Source organism: Haloglycomyces albus DSM 45210, from assembly GCF_000527155.1.
Lineage (GTDB): Bacteria > Actinomycetota > Actinomycetes > Mycobacteriales > Micromonosporaceae > Haloglycomyces > Haloglycomyces albus.
Genome location: NZ_AZUQ01000001.1, coordinates 1,720,999 through 1,736,622 on the forward strand (window position 1 = coordinate 1,720,999; position 15,624 = coordinate 1,736,622).

Genomic DNA, 15,624 nt, shown 5'->3' on the forward strand with positions numbered 1-15,624 from the left:
TCATGTTGAACACCAAAGAACGCATCGACCAACTGGTTTCCGACCACACCGCCACGCGAGGCGGATACTCGGGTTCACTGTTCAAACAGAGCCTGCTGCGCATGCGGCACAGTCCCATGGCTCTCATCGGCGGTACCATCGTCGTTCTGTTTCTGGTTCTCGCCATTCTGGGACCTTGGATCGCTCCGTACGATCCGGTCGCACAGAACTGGGGCGACGAGGCGCTCCGCAATCGCAATGAGTTCCCCGGGCCGCGCGCCGAGAATTGGTTCGGCGTCGACCACTTGGGTCGCGACCAGTTCTCCCGGATGCTGCACGGAGCCCGCCAGACCCTTCTGGTCGGGGTCATGGCCGCCGCGTTGGGATTCGTTTTCGGCGCCGTCCTGGGCGGCACGGCCGCGGCGATGCGCATCCTCGGTGGGCGCATGGGCGGTCGCATCGATTCGTTCATCATGCGTGTCGTCGACATGATGCTGGCCATTCCGGCGCTGTTGCTGGCCTTGTCGATCGCGGCGTTGATGGGTGCGAGCCTCATGACCGTCATGATCGCGGTGGGTGTGGCTCAGGTACCGATCTTCGCTCGATTGTTGCGAGGAGCCATGCTGGCGCAATCGGGCAGCGACTACGTCCTCGCCGCCACGGCCGTCGGGGTGAAGAAGCCACGAATCGTGGTGTCGCACGTCTTTCCCAATGCCCTGGGTCCGGTGATCGTGCAGGGAACATTGACTCTGGCCACCGCGATCATCGAAGCGGCGGCACTGTCGTTCCTGGGTCTGGGCAACCCCGACCGGAGCCTTCCGGAGTGGGGCACGATGTTGGCCGAAACGCAGGACTATCTGCTGTACGCTCCCGGCCTGGCATTGCCGCCCGCTCTGGGAATTATCATTACGGCCCTTGGGTTCACGCTGCTGGGTGAGGCCATGCGGGAATCACTCGATCCGAAGTTGAGGAGGCAATGATGTCCCTACTGGATGTTTCGTCACTGGGGGTGTCCTTCGGCAACACCACCGCCGTGGACGGCGTGAGCTTTAGCGTGGATCCGGGTCAAGTCGTCGGTCTGGTGGGGGAATCGGGCTGTGGCAAGTCGGTGACCTCGCTGGCGATCATGGGCCTTCTGCCGTCCAAGGGTGTGAACCTGGAAGGTTCGATCGAGTTTGACGGCCGCAATCTTCTGGAGTTGTCGCCCAAACAGTTGCGGCGTCTACGCGGCACCGAACTGGCGATGGTCTTCCAGGACCCGCTGTCGAGCCTGAACCCGGTTTTGACCATCGGGCACCAGATCACCGAAATGTTGAGTCGTCACCGCAAGATGAAGGGCAAAGAGGCCAAGAATTACGCCACCGAACTGCTGGATCGAGTCGGTATTCCGGAACCGCGTCGTCGGTTGAGCGAGTATCCGCACCAGCTGTCGGGCGGTATGCGGCAGAGAGTCTTGATCGCGATCGCCGTGGCGTGCGCTCCGAAGTTCCTCATCGCCGACGAGCCGACCACGGCTCTGGACGTGACGATTCAGGCGCAAATCCTGGAGCTGTTGAAGGAACTGGTGGACGAGGAAGGCACGGCGATGTTGATGATCACCCACGACATGGGTGTGGTCGCCGGCGTCTGCGACGACGTCAACGTCCTTTATTCGGGTCGGGTTGTGGAGAGCGCCCCGGCGTCGCAGCTGTTCGCCGCTCCCACACATCCCTACACCTCAGGGTTGTTGGGCTCGATTCCGCGCATCGACTCCAATCGCGACGAGCCCTTGAACCCGATCCGCGGGTCGATTGTGGATCTCATTTCCTGGCAGGACGGTTGCGCATTCGCGCCTCGGTGCGATCACGTTCAAGAGGGGTGTCTGCGTGGAGACATTCCACTGGAGCCGAAGTCCGCTCAGCAGACTTCACATCAGCATCGTTGCTGGCCTGAACCGACTGTGGCCACGGCTGACGTGGCGGCCGAAAGCGAGGTGGCTCAATGAGCCTTCTGAACGTATCCGACGTCAAGGTGCATTTCCCGATTCGAAAAGGCGTCCTGATCGAGCGGACGGTCGGACACGTCAAAGCCGTGGACGGTGTCAGCTTCTCCATCCCCGAAGGTAAGACCTACGGGCTGGTGGGGGAATCAGGTTGTGGGAAGTCGACCTTGGGGCGCGGGATTCTGCGCCTCAACGATGTTTCCGACGGCACCGTCGAGTTGGACGGCGTCGACGTGGCCCGCCTGAAAGGCGAAAAGCTCCGGACGTTCCGCCGCAATATGCAGATGGTCTTTCAGGACCCGTTGGGTTCGTTGAATCCACGGCACTCGGTGGAGATGATGCTGACCGAACCGATGAAGGTGCACGGTATCGGTGACCCCAAGGTGCGAGCCGAGCGGATCAAAGAGACCCTGGACGCGGTCGGCCTGCCGCAGAGCGCACTGGATCGCTATCCGCACGAGTTCTCCGGTGGTCAGCGTCAGCGCATCGGTATCGCGCGCGCCCTGGTTCTGCGTCCCAAGTTCATCATCTGCGACGAGCCGGTCAGTGCCTTGGACGTGTCGATTCAGGCTCAGGTACTGAACCTGCTGGAGGAACTGCAGGAGCAGTTCAACCTCACCTATCTGGTCATTGCGCACGACCTCGCGGTGGTGCGCCACATTTCCGACCGGATCGGCGTGATGTATCTGGGACGGATCGTGGAGGAGGCCAACGCGGAGGATCTCTACACGAATCCTCAGCATCCCTACACGAAGGCGCTGTTGAGCGCTGTGCCGCAGCCCAATCCCGAGGTGGAGGCCGATCGGCAGCGGATCCTCCTGCAAGGAGACCTGCCGTCGCCGTCGAATCCGCCGTCGGGCTGTCGTTTCCGTACCCGGTGTCCGTGGGCGGTGGACAAGTGCGCCGAGGAAGAGCCGGTGACGCGTCAGACCGCTGAGGGGCATTCCGTGGCCTGCCACTTCGACATTGACGACTTGGAACCGACCGCCATGAGCAATACGGGTACGAGTTGAGGTGAGCGGACCGGCCGCCGAGGAAGTCCGATTGTAGTCACGGGCCCCAAGCGAAGCTTGGGGCCCGTTCTCCTTTTACGATATGACTTCGTCGACGGGAGATACGTGGACTTTCACAAACCACGTGTCGACCCAGGCGGCCTTGAGATGTCCGACCCGGGCGTGACCGCCTTCGAGACCACAGCTGACATGAACATGGAGATGACCGTCGGTCAACTCTCCGGTTCCGATCATCTCCGCTGGTTGATCGTAGGTAGTGGTATCACGTTGGGTGGCGTCGGCGGCCGACATGTTGATGATTTCAAAGCCGTTGACGCCTCCGATGATACTCAGAGCGGCGTTGTCGATTCCTCGCTTGTCGAGTCGGGTCGCGATCTCGTCAAGCAGTTCTCCGGATCGAATGTCCAAGGCCAGCATGGCATTCCTCCTGGTAGGCTACGAATGTGGGTACACGCACACGTTAGACGCTCAAGGCGCTCAACGCATCATGCAAAAGCATCGTGGCCGCCTCCACTGAACGGTTGGAAACCGAGTTGACGTGACTTCGTTAGGTTCGCAAGACTGAACTGTTATGAATAATCGAAGGATGAGTGTTCGCCAAAGGGTGGTGTCCTATGTGCTCCGTTGGTCCACTCTTGACTCGTGGGAGGTGCTGACCTTCCGTCACATTGACATTCCCGAGGCCGGCGTTCAAGTACCGGGCGGGGGAGTCGACTCGGGAGAGACCATTGCCGAGGAGGCACTTCGGGAGTACTATGAGGAGACCGGGCTCGACGGTGTGGAGTTCGGTGAGGTTCTGGGTACGGAGGTTCAGAGCCTGTCGGGCACCGACTGGTGTGAGGACGTCCAGGCGTCCGTGTTTTGTCTTTTGTTTGTTCAGGGGACGTCCTCCACGGAATGGCGGCACATTGTCTCCGACGGCGCGGGAGACGCCGGGTTGCGCTTCCACTGCCGCTTTGTGGCCGCCGAACGGACTCAAGTGGACTTTGGACTGGAATACTATCTGCCACTGGCGTTGCAGCGGGCGAACGAATTGAGATAACGTGCGTCCGCGACTCCCGACACGGGAGAGTTCGTCGGCCGACCGGAGTCCTTTCCTCGGTACGTGGGTGGTTAATGCGGCTCGTGAAGGGGTACGGCCCTCCTGCGGTCCTGTTTGACGGTGTTCTTTCAGTCGATACGGCTGAGAAAACGACCGTTTCGGTGGATTGAACCGCTCGTGTCGGGGAAGGCGTTGTGCCATGCTGAAGGCAAACCCATTCGACGCCCGTTGAAGGAAGTGGCCATGTCTACTACACGACGCATGCTGGTCGTTCGGTTCGTCCTGGAAATCGTGGCCTTCATTGGGTATTTCATTGCCGGTTGGCAGCTGTGGGGCGGTGCGTTGTCCGTGGCCAGTGCGGCGATTCTGGCGGGTGGAGTCGTCTTGGTGTGGGGTACGTTCAACGTCCCCGGCGATCCCACGCGTTCCGGGAGCGCACCGGTCGCGGTGCGGGGTATGACCAGGCTGTACCTCGAAGTCGGCATTCTCGGAGGGGCGGTGTTCGCCTATCTGCTCAGCGGCTGGGTCTTCGTGGGTCTGCTGTACGGGGTCTTCCTGGCCGGGTATTTCTACATCGCGCGCGACCGTTTCGACTGGCTGCAGAAGGTCGATGAGACCGGCCGGACCACTGACGAAGGGTAGACGCCGCGAACGACGTCTACCCGCGAGTGACCCTAAAACCCGATTGACCGCGCTGGCCAGGGCTCGCAGAGTTGCCAGCGTGATGTTGCTGTGCACTCCGGCTCCCCAGACCGTTCGCTCGCCGATCGCGCATTCCACGTACGCGGCGGACTTGGCGTCGGAACCGGTGGAGAGCGAATGCTGGACGTACTCCTGTACCTCCACCGCGACGTCGACTTCGGCCAGAGCGCTCACAAAGGCCGACAGCGGGCCGTTGCCGTCTCCGATGATTTTGTGTTCCTGACCGTCGAGCGTTACTACCGCCTCGACGGTGACCTCGTCGCCGTGGGTGCTGGTATTGCACGACCCCACCGCCAGGCGCGCGTTGGGCTGATATTCGGGGTGGTACTCGCGGCGGAAGACATCGTGGATCTCCTCCGGCGTGACTTCGCGTCCCGAATGGTCGGTGTGCTTTTGAATCGCCTGACTGAATTCGATCTGCATCCGCCGGGGCAGGTCGAAGCCGTAGTCGTGGTGCATGATGTAGCTGACGCCGCCCTTGCCGGACTGCGAGTTGACCCGAATGACCGCTTCGTAGTTGCGCCCGATGTCCTTCGGGTCGACCGGCAGATACGGAACGGCCCAGGGGTATTGCTCGACGGCCACGCCCGCCTGGTCCGCTTCGGATTCCAGTGCTTGCAGCCCCTTCTTGATGGCGTCCTGGTGCGAGCCGCTGAAGGCGGTGAATACCAGGTCACCGGCATAGGGGTGCCGCTCGGGAACGGGAAGACGGTTGCAGTACTCCACCTTCCGCCGGATGGAGTCGATGTCTCCGAAATCGATTTCCGGGTCGACTCCCTGCGTAAAGAGATTCATTCCCAGCGTCACCAGGCAAACATTGCCGGTTCGTTCACCGTTTCCGAACAGACAACCCTCCACGCGGTCGGCACCCGCCTGTACGGCGAGCTCGGCCGCCGCCACTCCGGTGCCCCGGTCATTGTGCGGGTGAACCGACAGAATCATCGCTTCGGGTCGGGCGAAGTGGCGCTTGAACCATTCGATGGAGTCGGCGTAGATGTTGGGAGTGGCCATCTCGACCGTCGCGGGCAGATTCAGGATGAGCGGCCGATCGATCGACGGGTCGATGACCTCGGCGACGGCATTACAGATGTCCACCGCGTACTCCAGCTCAGTTCCGGTGAACGACTCCGGAGAGTACTCGTAGCGGATATCGGTATCGGGGGTGATGTCGGCGGCGTATTTCAAGCACAGCTCGGCGCCGTCGGTGGCGATCTTGGTGATGCTGGGTTTATCGGCCTGGAACACCACCTTGCGCTGCAGAATCGAGGTGGAGTTATAGAAATGGACGATGGCCTGCCGTGCGCCTCGCAGTGACTCGAAGGTGCGTTTGATCAGGTGGTCCCGACACTGGGTCAGCACCTGGATGGAGACGTCGGCGGGGATCCGTTCCTCTTCGATCAGAGCGCGAACGAAGTCGAAGTCGGTTTGGCTGGCGGCCGGGAACCCGACCTCGATTTCCTTGTAGCCCATGTCGACCAGTGTTTGAAACATGGTTTTCTTGCGTTCCAGGTCCATGGGGTCGATCAGCGCTTGATTGCCGTCGCGCAGATCAACCGCGCACCATGTAGGTGCGTGATCGATGATGCGATCGGGCCACGTGCGATCGGGGAGGTGAACTCGAATCTCTTCGTGGAAAGGACGGTAACGCGTCGCTCGTTGACGAAAGTCTGTCATGCTTCCTCTTCAGTGTCGGTTGCCGGTCATCGATATCGGCGCAACACGAAACCCCGCAGCGAGGAGGCCGATCTAATTGGCCTCGCTGCGGCAGCTAAGGAGCATGACGGCGCGAAACATGATGGACCCGATGATAGGCCGACCACATGGTGAGAAGACGGCGGGGGTGGGTACCGCCTGTTCATCTCAAAAAATGAGATAAAATCTCATTCGTCCGTTTCGGGGTCGGTCTCCTCGTCCGGCTCTTCCTCGGACTCCTCACTATCGTCGTCTTCCGCGTCGTCCTCGTCGTCATCCTCCGGCTCTTCGGGCTTTTCCCTGGGGACGGGATCACCGTCGACTATCTCGCCGGGCAACTCCACCGTCTCGAGAACACCGTCGACCTCTTTCGTGCGATCCAAGGACCCGAACGTATCGACCGTTACCGACTCAATCTGGGAATTCTCGTCAAAACACCAGGTGCCTTCGGGAATGGGAGTGTCCACGACCGCCGTGGAGCCGGTCAGTACAAAACACCCGTCCTCCTCGCCGACGACATAGGGGGAGTGCTGATCGGCCAAAATCGGCAACCAGGAGATAAAGGGCTTTTCGACCTTAGGGTCCAATTCGTCGGGAATGGCTCCGGTAATCGAGGCGATTTTCACACATTGATTCTCCGGCTCGTACCGACACTGATAAAAACCCCCGGTCGTCCAGGCATACGAGACGTCAATATCGCCTTCATGTCCCCATCCGTCGACCCGGATCATCCAGGTTCCGTCTTTGGCCAGGTCAACCATGACACGACTGCCCTCCGACCACTCGTATTCGGCACTGTAACGGGCATCGAGGGATTCGGTCGCCGCCGAGGTCAGCGCCGTTCGAGGGCTCTCCACCCGATCGGGGTCCGGAGGTTCCTCCTCGGTGGCCGTCGTCGACGAACACCCCGCTAGTATCGTGATGAGAAACACTGAAAAAACTCGTCTCATAAGCTCCGCCCTGTGATGACAACTAGTCCTGGCTCATACAATCTGGCAGCACACAGCTTGCCACGGTTAAGGTATATACGCTGCCAAGTTGCGGCACGACACAGCACCCGAGACCAAAGAATATGAGGTGAACCCCGTGGCGCTTGTCGTACAGAAATACGGTGGATCGTCAGTTGAGAACGCCACCAGGATAAAGCGCGTCGCCGAACGGATCGTCGCGACCCGAAAGGCCGGCAACGACGTAGTCGTCGTTGTGTCAGCCATGGGTGACACCACCGATGAGCTACTGGACCTGGCCGACGACGTATCGCCGGTGCCCGAACCACGCGAACTCGACATGCTCGTGACCGCGGGTGAGCGCATATCCATGTCGCTTCTGGCCATGGCCATCAACGATCTCGGATTTCAGGCCCGTTCCTTCACCGGTTCCCAGGCCGGCATGCTGACCACCGCCGCCCACGGTGACGCCCGCATTATCGACGTGACACCCGGGAGAATTCAAAGCTCACTCGACGAGGGATACATAACCATCGTGGCGGGCTTCCAAGGCGTCAGCCCCGACACGAAGGCGATCACCTCGCTCGGTCGCGGCGGATCCGACGTCACTGCGGTGGCGCTCGCGTCCGCGATGGAAGCCGACGTCTGCGAGATCTACTCCGACGTCGACGGCGTGTACACGGCGGACCCGCGCATCGTCCCCGATGCCAAGAAGCTCGATACCGTCACCTTCGAAGAAATGCTCGAACTAGCGGCCTCCGGAGCAAAAATCCTATATCTCCGCAGCGTCGAATATGCCCGCCGCTATGGCATACCGCTGCACGTGCGTTCGTCTTACTCAACCAAACCCGGAACCATTGTTGCGGGACACATGGAGGATCTACCAGTGGAACAAGCTCTCATCAGCGGAGTCGCACACGATCGTTCGGAAGCCAAGGTGACCGTCACGAACGTACCGGACAAACCGGGCGCGGCGGCCTCGATCTTCCAGATCATCGCCGATGGGGAAATCGACATCGACATGATCGTGCAGAACGTCTCCACCACCGGAAACGGTCACACCGACATCTCGTTCACCCTACCGAAGGCCGACGGCCGCAAAGCCATCGAACAGCTGCGCAAGCGTCAAGACGAACTGGGCTACGGCAAAGTCATCTACGATGAGAACGTCGGCAAACTGTCACTGGTCGGAGCCGGTATGCGCTCGCACCCCGGTGTGACGGCCACCTTCTGTAAGGCCCTGTCCGACGCGGGCGTCAACATCGAAATCATCTCCACCTCGGAGATCCGGATTTCCGTCGTCTGCCGTGACACCGACCTGAACGAAGCCGTCGCCGCCGTCCACGAGGCCTTTGACCTCGGTGGCGATGAGGAAGCCGTCGTCTACGCCGGAACCGGCCGATAGGAGTAACACCATGTCGAAGAAGCTTAATCTGGCCATTGTCGGTGCCACCGGTGTCGTCGGCTCCATGATGCGTGACCTCATCGCCGAAGAGCGCGACAACTGGGGTGAGATCCGACTGATCGCCTCGGCCCGCTCGGCGGGTAAACAATTGAACGTCGGCGACGAGACCATCGAGGTCCAGGCGATCAGCCCGGAGGCCTTCGAAGGAATCGACATTGCCCACTTCGACCTACCCGACGAGGTCAGTGCCGAATGGGTACCGGTCGCCGCCGAAAAGGGCGCGATCGTCATCGACAAGAGCGCGTACTTCCGCATGGTCGACGACGTGCCGCTCGTGGCTCCTGAAGCCAACCCGGAGGCCGTACGCGAACGTCCGCGCAACATCATCGCCAACGCCAACTGCACGACCTTGACCCTCGTGCCCGCCATCGCCGCTCTGCACCGGGAATACGGCCTCGAGTCCATGTCGGTCTCGTCGTACCAAGCGGCCAGCGGTTCGGGTAAGGCCGGACTGGAGGCGCTGTACGACCAGGTCAACGCGACCACCCCCGCCAACGGGATCGGTACGCGGCCCGACGACGTCCGTGCTCAGCTGGGCGAGGAATACAACGAGCCCTTCGGTGCGCCTCTGGCCTGGAACGTGGTTCCCAAGGTCGGTGGCTGGAAAGACGGTGGCTGGACGTCGGAGGAGCTGAAGGTCCGCAACGAATCCCGCAAGATTCTGAGCCTGCCGAACTTGAAGGTCGCGTCCACTTGTGTCCGCGTGCCCGTGGCGGTGGGTCACGCCCAAGCGGTCCACGCCACCTTCGGCCAGGACGTCAGCGCCGACGACGCGCGTGCTCTTCTGGAAAAGGCTCCGGGCGTCACCGTGGTGGACGACCCGTCGACCTCGCAGTTCCCCACGTCGATCGACGTGGCCGGCAAGCGGGGCATCGTGGTCGGCCGTATTCGTCAGTCGCTGGACTTCCCCAACTCGCTGGAGTTCTTCGTCATCGGCGACAACCTGCTCAAGGGCGCGGCGCTCAATTCCATCGAGATCGCCGACCTGGTTCGTAAGGAACTGACCGAGTAGTCGAGACGAACCCATCTCAATGTTGCCAGGCTCAGAATTCTTGGGCCTGGCAACAATTGTTTGAACTTCCGGGGCCGTTAAACTGAAAGGGTGAGCTTGCGACTATATGACACCGGGACCCGATCTGTACGCGACTTCCAACCTCGCCTCGAGGGGAGAGTGGGGATCTACCTCTGTGGGCTCACCGTCCAAGGACCCCCGCACATCGGCCACCTGCGCTCAGGCGTCTCCTACGACGTTCTGATCAACTGGCTGCGTCATCTCGGGTACGACGTCACATACGTGCGCAACATTACCGACATCGACGACAAGATCCTGACGCGCGAAACCGAACAGGGTCGCCACTGGTGGGCCATCGCCTATGAAAACGAGCGTGCTCTGAACCGCGACTACGCCGCACTCGGCGTGCGAGCACCGACGTACGAACCGCGCGCGACCGGTCACATGACCGAAATGATCTCGCTGATCTCCGAACTTCTCGAAAAAGGACACGCCTACGTCACGTGGAACGGCGACGTGTACTTCTCCGTGGCGTCGTGGAACGAGTACGGCGCGCTGTCCCATCGTCGCCCCGAGGACGTGCAGTCCTCACCCGACACCGGTGACAAGCAGGATCCACGCGACTTCGCTCTCTGGAAGGGCTACAAGGAAGGCGAACCGGCCGACGCATGCTGGAACTCGCCGTGGGGCTACGGACGCCCCGGCTGGCACATCGAATGCTCGGCCATGTCACGCCGCTACCTCGGCGACGGATTCGACATCCACGGTGGTGGAGTCGACATCATGTTCCCGCACCACGAAAACGAAATGGCGCAAAGCCACGCGGCCGGTCTACCGTTCACCGCCTTCTGGGTTCATAACGGAATGCTCAATCTCTCCGGCAGCAAGATGAGTAAGTCCGTCGGCAATACGTTGTCGGTGACCGCATTGGCCGAAAAGGGCTTCCGCCCGGTCGATATTCGCTACTACCTGGTCAGCGCGCATTACCGCAGTCCGCTCGAGTATCACGACGAAAGCCTCAAAGAGGCCGCGGCCGCCTATGACCGCATCGCCAACTACGTGCGGCGCGCCGCCGAAGCGCTCGGTGAGGACAAAACCGACCCCGAGCAGGCCACCACCCCGATCCTCTGCGCCGACTTCGTCAACGCCATGGACGACGACCTCAACACCCCCATGGCCCTGGCCGCCGTCCACGATCAGATTCGCGAAGGGAATGCCGCCCTGGACGCGAAGAACCTGGAAGCAGCCGAGAGCGTGGCGGTCGGCGTCCGGTTCATGCTAAAGTTGCTCGGCCTCGACCCCCTAGATCCGCATTGGAACGAACCCGCAGACGCGAAGGGATCGGGGGCGCTGGACGCTCTGGTTTCCATTGCTCTACAGCAACGCAGCGACGCCCGGAAACGCAAAGACTTCGCTGCGGCCGACGCGATCCGCGACCAACTGTCGGAAGCCGGAATCCTCGTCAAAGACACGCCCCAGGGGCCAACCTGGACCACACAGTAATTCGAAGGGACATCGACCGTGGCTAATTCGAAACCACGCCGAAGCGGCCAAGCCAATAAGGGCAAGTCCGGTTTCGGAAGAGGCACCGGAGGCCAGAAAAAGGGCCTTCAGGGGAAAGGTCGTACGCTCAAAGCCGATCAGCGGCCTTGGCACAAGAAATACTCCGGTGAGGACAAGCCGCAGCGCACGCAATGGAAACAGAGCAAAGAACGCGCTAAGGCCGCCTCCCAAGGACGCACGAGCCGAATCGGGCAGGCCAAGACGCGCGACCACCGCGACGAGGGCCCGGAGCTTCTGCTGGGCCGTAACCCCGTGGTGGAGGCGCTGCGCTCCAAAGTTCCGGCTCGGGTGCTGTACGTGGCCTTCGGTACGCACCTGGACGAACGCATTGCCGAAGCCGTGCGGATCGCCCAGAACCGCGACGTGGCCGTCAAGGAACTGGCCCGCCGCGATCTCGACCGCAAAGCCCAGAACTCGATGCACCAAGGCGTGGCTCTCGAAGTCGAACCGTACGAATACGCCGACCTCGTCAAACTGCTCCACGACGCCAAATCGGGACCGCGTGCCCCACTGCTGGTCGCGCTCGACGGAGTCACCGATCCGCGCAACCTCGGGGCGATCATCCGGTCCACCGCCGCCTTCGGCGGCGACGGGCTCCTCATCCCGTCCCGGCGAGCCGCCTCGGTCACCGCCGTAGCCTGGCGTACCAGCGCCGGAGCCGCCGCCCGGCTTCCGGTCGCCAAAATCGTCAACCTGACCAACACCATCAAGGACCTCCAATCGGAGGGCTACATGGCCGTCGCCCTCGACTCCGCGGGCGACGAGGACGTCTTCAATCTCACCGCCGCCGATGAGCCCTTGGTGCTCGTCGTCGGCGACGAAGGCAAAGGCGTATCGCGCCTCGTAGCGCAGACCTGCGACTTCCGGGCCACCATTCCCATCGCTTCAGAGATCGAGTCACTGAACGCCTCAGTGGCAGCGTCCGTAGCACTCGCCGAAACCACACGGCAGCGAAGCTGACCGCTCAGCCGCTCCACAGCACGTTGTCTAGCGGTGTTCTCAGAACCCCGCGTGCGTGAGCACGCGTGGAACCTGAGAACTCCACTATTCAACGCACTGTGAACCGCCTGAGCTCCTAGCCAGCTCTACCGCCGCTGCACTTGCGCCTGTGGCGCTTCGTTCGCGGCTCGCCGGTTGGCTCGTCCCTGGGGATAGTGGGGTGGTTGAGCTCTATTGGAAGCGCGAGCAGCTCTATGGCGGCTTTGTACTGAAGCACTTGCGGTCGGCCGGCCAGTCGGTAGTTTGTGGATATCCCCCGGTCGGTCTTGAGCGCGTCAACCGATCCGTATCGCCTGGTTTAGACCGGTGTGGTGTAGGTCCAGGTGTGCTTGGCGGCTTCGATTTGCGCCTCGTCGTTGTGTGTGAAGATCTCGTTGACAGCGACGTCAAACCGAGTGGCACTCGTTGCGGTGCTCTGGACGGGATGTCCTAACCTGATACTCATGTCTCCCGGTTACCTTCTCAGCGTTGATCTCGGTACGTCGCACACCGTTGCCGTTATCCAGTGGCCTGACGGGCGTACGCGTCCGTTGTTGTTTGACGGCTCGCCCATCATGCCGTCGTCGATCTTTCTCGACCAGGCGGGCACGCTGCATACCGGGCGGGACGCCGAAGCGATGGCGGCGGCCGAGCCGGAACGATACGAACCCAACCCCAAACAACGCATCAACGACGGGTTCATCCTGCTGGCAGAGCGTGATATTTCGGTCGCGCAGGCGTTTGCCGGGATTTTGCGGCGGGTTGCCTCAGCGGCGGTCGAGTCGGTCGGGTCTCTGCCGGCGACGGTGTTGACCTGCCCGGCCGAATGGGGCGAGCGGCGGCGCGCGGTGTTGCAGGACGCGGCCGCGGCGGCGGGGTATCCGCCCGTGCAGATCGTGCCCGAACCGGTCGGGGCGGCCTATTATTACGCCGATCGCCTCGACCATCCCGTCGAGGCCGGGCAGGCGTTGGCGGTGTTCGACTTCGGCGGCGGCACCCTCGACATCGCCGTGGTCGCCCCCGACGGTACGGGTGGCTTCCGCGTCGTCTCCGAGGGTGGGTTGGCCGATCTCGGTGGCTTGGATGTGGACGCGGCGTTGGTGGAGCATTTGGGGGCCACCGTCGCCGACAGTCACCCCGAGGCGTGGAAGACGCTGCAGCATCCCTCCAGCCCGGTGGAGCTGCGCGACCGGCGGACACTGTGGAAGGACGTGCGAGGCGCCAAGGAGATGCTGTCGCGCTCCTCGGTAGCACCGATTACCATCCCCGGAGTCGATCAGGCGTTTCATTTGACGCGGGCGGAGTTGGACCAGCTCGCTCGGCCACTCCTGGCACGGGGTGCGGGTGAGTTGAAGCGGGTATTGACCGCCTCAGGTTACGGTCCTCATCAGATTGCCGGTGTGTTTCTGGTGGGTGGATCATCGCGCCTGCCATTGGTAATACAGGTACTACAAGAACAGGTCGCCATCGCGCCCACAGTCCTGGAACAACCGGAATTGCCCGTCTCCGAAGGCGCGATACGAGCCGTCCAGGCCAAGCAGCGGGTCCAGTCGCCACCGCAGTCCCCACCGGCACCAACACCACAACCACAACCGTCCCCTGGGCAGGGTCCGGCGACGCCGGAGGCGGGCCTGTCGCCGCAACAGTCTCTGCCACCCCAAACCCCGCCGCCACCGGCGGGTGATCAGACCTACCCCATCCCCGCGGCTGCGCCGCGTAAGAAGGGCCGTAAGTGGCTGTACGCGGCGATCGCGGTCGTCGCCGTCGCCGCCATCGCCACACCCTTGGCGTTTTTCCTACTGCGGGAGCAGTACGTGCAGCGTCCGTTTGTTTCGCTGGAGACCGTCGGCGACACCATCGCCTATAAATCCGACGACGTCGATGCCAATGACGTCGATGTGCGTGGCGATACCGCCTACGTGTCGTATGTGGAAGACGAGGGCGGACCCAACGACCGCGACGTCCTCTATCTACAGGCCATCGACGTGACCACCGGGAAAGTCCTATGGGAAACCGACGATAAAATCAATGCTCGTGATTGGAACGGAATGTTCACGGGGAACGGGATGGTCGTGACTCGGCATTCCTATTACGAAACGGGCGAGTGCTGTGACACGGTTTATGACTGGCGTTTTGTGGATGCGTCAAACGGCGAACTGCGCAACACCGTGACGGTTACGCATGAAGCGGGGCGGAGACTCAATGACAATATGATCGCGGCCAAGGAGGACAGGTCCGAGTTCTCCATGTTCGACGCCTCGGGTGAAGAATTCTATACCTTCGAGGCGGGAGAAGAGGCCGGCAATGTTGAATTTTACCAGCGGTCGTTCGATTGGGATAAGTACGACGGTCGTAACATCGCGGATCGTACCGATGGACGTTTCTGGTGGTTGACCGGCGGCGACCAGGTTTTCCACCTGTACGACGTCGAAGAGCGCATTATAGTCGCCGAACGCGAAATCGGTGGTACCGACGATTCCTATTTGGCGTTTGACGGCAAGGTGTTCGTGGGCTCCAATGACACCGGATACGACCTTCGGATCTACAATGCCGACGATCTGTCGTCGGTGAACAGTGCTCGGGTGGATGACGCCGACGTTGAACAGACCGGAATGTCGATTTGCGGGAAGACCCTGGTTTGCGTCGGAGAAAGCAAGGTCGAGAGCGAGGACCACAAAACCTTCCGAGTTTATGATTTCGAAGAAGAAGAATGGGTGTACGACGGTAACGACGAGTTCGAATCTGTCAGCTATGTGCGTGGGATCGGTAATCGCGTAGTGGTCACTTATACGGAAGGTTCGGAGAACGCCCGGACGGCGATACTGGACCCGGAAGAGGACTTCGCTCAGATCGGGCAGAGCCACGACGGTGCGTTCCGGCCGATCGACAATGCCAGCGCCATGCGGTACCCGACTGGAAGTTCCGACTACCTGTCATCGAATACCGGCCCCGTGATCGGCTTGGGAGTGCAGGACGGCACCCGTGAGGTGATTTCCAATGAGATCGAACCATGGGGGGACTGCGACAATTCGGACGTCAGCCTGGTGTGTCTGGAAGAAGAGGGAATTCAGGTATACCGATTCCGAGACGGGGACACCCGTTATTAGAGTGACATAGGCGTGAACTGGGAGTACAATGGCACCTCGGCTGAAAAACCGGGGCCATCAGGACAAGGTAGCGTGGCCGTGGCCCCGAGACGTGTGTTCATGTCGCGCCCGACACCTCCTACTCAATGACGATGATGCGATGA

Annotated in this window: 13 protein-coding genes and 1 pseudogene; 10 read left to right on the forward strand and 4 right to left on the reverse strand. The window is 61.5% G+C overall.

Translation table 11 applies throughout. The features are described from left to right. Positions 1-2 precede the first annotated feature (2 nt). The 3 genes from HALAL_RS0108115 to HALAL_RS0108125 are packed head-to-tail and all read left to right on the forward strand — an operon-like array spanning position 3 to position 2,973. Positions 3-959 (forward strand): ABC transporter permease, encoded by a 957-nt coding sequence (locus HALAL_RS0108115; protein WP_025273521.1) that lies wholly within the window; start codon positions 3-5, stop codon positions 957-959. Next, positions 959-1,963 (forward strand): ABC transporter ATP-binding protein, encoded by a 1,005-nt coding sequence (locus HALAL_RS0108120; protein ID WP_025273522.1) that lies wholly within the window; start codon positions 959-961, stop codon positions 1,961-1,963. The genes HALAL_RS0108115 and HALAL_RS0108120 overlap by 1 nt, the downstream gene beginning before the upstream one ends. Next, positions 1,960-2,973: an ABC transporter ATP-binding protein gene (locus HALAL_RS0108125; protein ID WP_025273523.1), complete on the forward strand. Its 1,014-nt coding sequence runs from the start codon at positions 1,960-1,962 to the stop codon at positions 2,971-2,973. Before HALAL_RS0108120 ends, HALAL_RS0108125 begins: the two co-directional genes overlap by 4 nt. 75 nt (positions 2,974-3,048) lie before the next feature. Here the strand turns inward: HALAL_RS0108125 and HALAL_RS17545 are convergent, their stop codons facing one another. After that, positions 3,049-3,390 (reverse strand): PPC domain-containing DNA-binding protein, encoded by a 342-nt coding sequence (locus HALAL_RS17545; RefSeq protein WP_051462836.1) that lies wholly within the window; start codon positions 3,388-3,390, stop codon positions 3,049-3,051. Between the two features lie 169 nt (positions 3,391-3,559). Here HALAL_RS17545 and HALAL_RS19295 point away from each other — a divergent pair, with 169 nt between their 5' ends. Both HALAL_RS19295 and HALAL_RS19470 read left to right on the forward strand, forming a co-directional pair. Further along, positions 3,560-4,015, forward strand: a complete 456-nt coding sequence (locus tag HALAL_RS19295; protein WP_156937669.1) for an NUDIX domain-containing protein — start codon at positions 3,560-3,562, stop codon at positions 4,013-4,015. A gap of 261 nt (positions 4,016-4,276) precedes the next feature. After that, positions 4,277-4,657 (forward strand): YrdB family protein, encoded by a 381-nt coding sequence (locus tag HALAL_RS19470; protein WP_425402659.1) that lies wholly within the window; start codon positions 4,277-4,279, stop codon positions 4,655-4,657. Between the two features lie 39 nt (positions 4,658-4,696). On the opposite strand, the pseudogene leuA reads toward HALAL_RS19470, so the two are convergent. Both leuA and HALAL_RS0108140 read right to left on the reverse strand, forming a co-directional pair. Then, positions 4,697-6,391, reverse strand: a pseudogene (leuA, locus tag HALAL_RS19300) (2-isopropylmalate synthase); the annotation flags it as partial. Positions 6,392-6,597: 206 nt separating this feature from the next. Beyond that, positions 6,598-7,359, reverse strand: a complete 762-nt coding sequence (locus HALAL_RS0108140) for a hypothetical protein (protein WP_156937670.1) — start codon at positions 7,357-7,359, stop codon at positions 6,598-6,600. 136 nt (positions 7,360-7,495) lie between these two features. Here HALAL_RS0108140 and HALAL_RS0108145 point away from each other — a divergent pair, with 136 nt between their 5' ends. The 4 genes from HALAL_RS0108145 (at position 7,496) to rlmB (ending at position 12,356) form a co-directional block, all read left to right on the forward strand. Next, positions 7,496-8,761 carry an aspartate kinase gene (locus HALAL_RS0108145; protein WP_025273527.1) on the forward strand — a complete coding sequence of 422 codons (1,266 nt, stop codon included), beginning with the start codon at positions 7,496-7,498 and terminating at the stop codon, positions 8,759-8,761. A 10-nt stretch (positions 8,762-8,771) separates the two neighbouring features. Then, the gene (locus tag HALAL_RS0108150; RefSeq protein WP_025273528.1) at positions 8,772-9,833 is read left to right on the forward strand and encodes an aspartate-semialdehyde dehydrogenase; all 1,062 of its coding nucleotides are present in this window, start codon (positions 8,772-8,774) and stop codon (positions 9,831-9,833) included. A gap of 90 nt (positions 9,834-9,923) precedes the next feature. Beyond that, positions 9,924-11,336 (forward strand): cysteine--tRNA ligase, encoded by a 1,413-nt coding sequence (gene cysS, locus HALAL_RS0108155; RefSeq protein ID WP_025273529.1) that lies wholly within the window; start codon positions 9,924-9,926, stop codon positions 11,334-11,336. A gap of 18 nt (positions 11,337-11,354) precedes the next feature. Then, positions 11,355-12,356 carry a 23S rRNA (guanosine(2251)-2'-O)-methyltransferase RlmB gene (rlmB, locus tag HALAL_RS0108160; RefSeq protein WP_025273530.1) on the forward strand — a complete coding sequence of 334 codons (1,002 nt, stop codon included), beginning with the start codon at positions 11,355-11,357 and terminating at the stop codon, positions 12,354-12,356. A gap of 337 nt (positions 12,357-12,693) precedes the next feature. On the opposite strand, the gene HALAL_RS18575 is transcribed toward rlmB, so the two are convergent. Then, positions 12,694-12,840 carry a hypothetical protein gene (locus tag HALAL_RS18575; RefSeq protein WP_156937671.1) on the reverse strand — a complete coding sequence of 49 codons (147 nt, stop codon included), beginning with the start codon at positions 12,838-12,840 and terminating at the stop codon, positions 12,694-12,696. On the opposite strand from HALAL_RS18575, the gene HALAL_RS17550 reads away from it, so the two are divergent. Then, a complete protein-coding gene (locus tag HALAL_RS17550) occupies positions 12,839-15,481 on the forward strand; it encodes an Hsp70 family protein (protein WP_025273531.1) in 2,643 nt (880 codons plus the stop codon). The two genes, HALAL_RS18575 and HALAL_RS17550, sit on opposite strands and share 2 nt — an antisense overlap. The last annotated feature ends 143 nt before the right edge of the window (positions 15,482-15,624 follow it).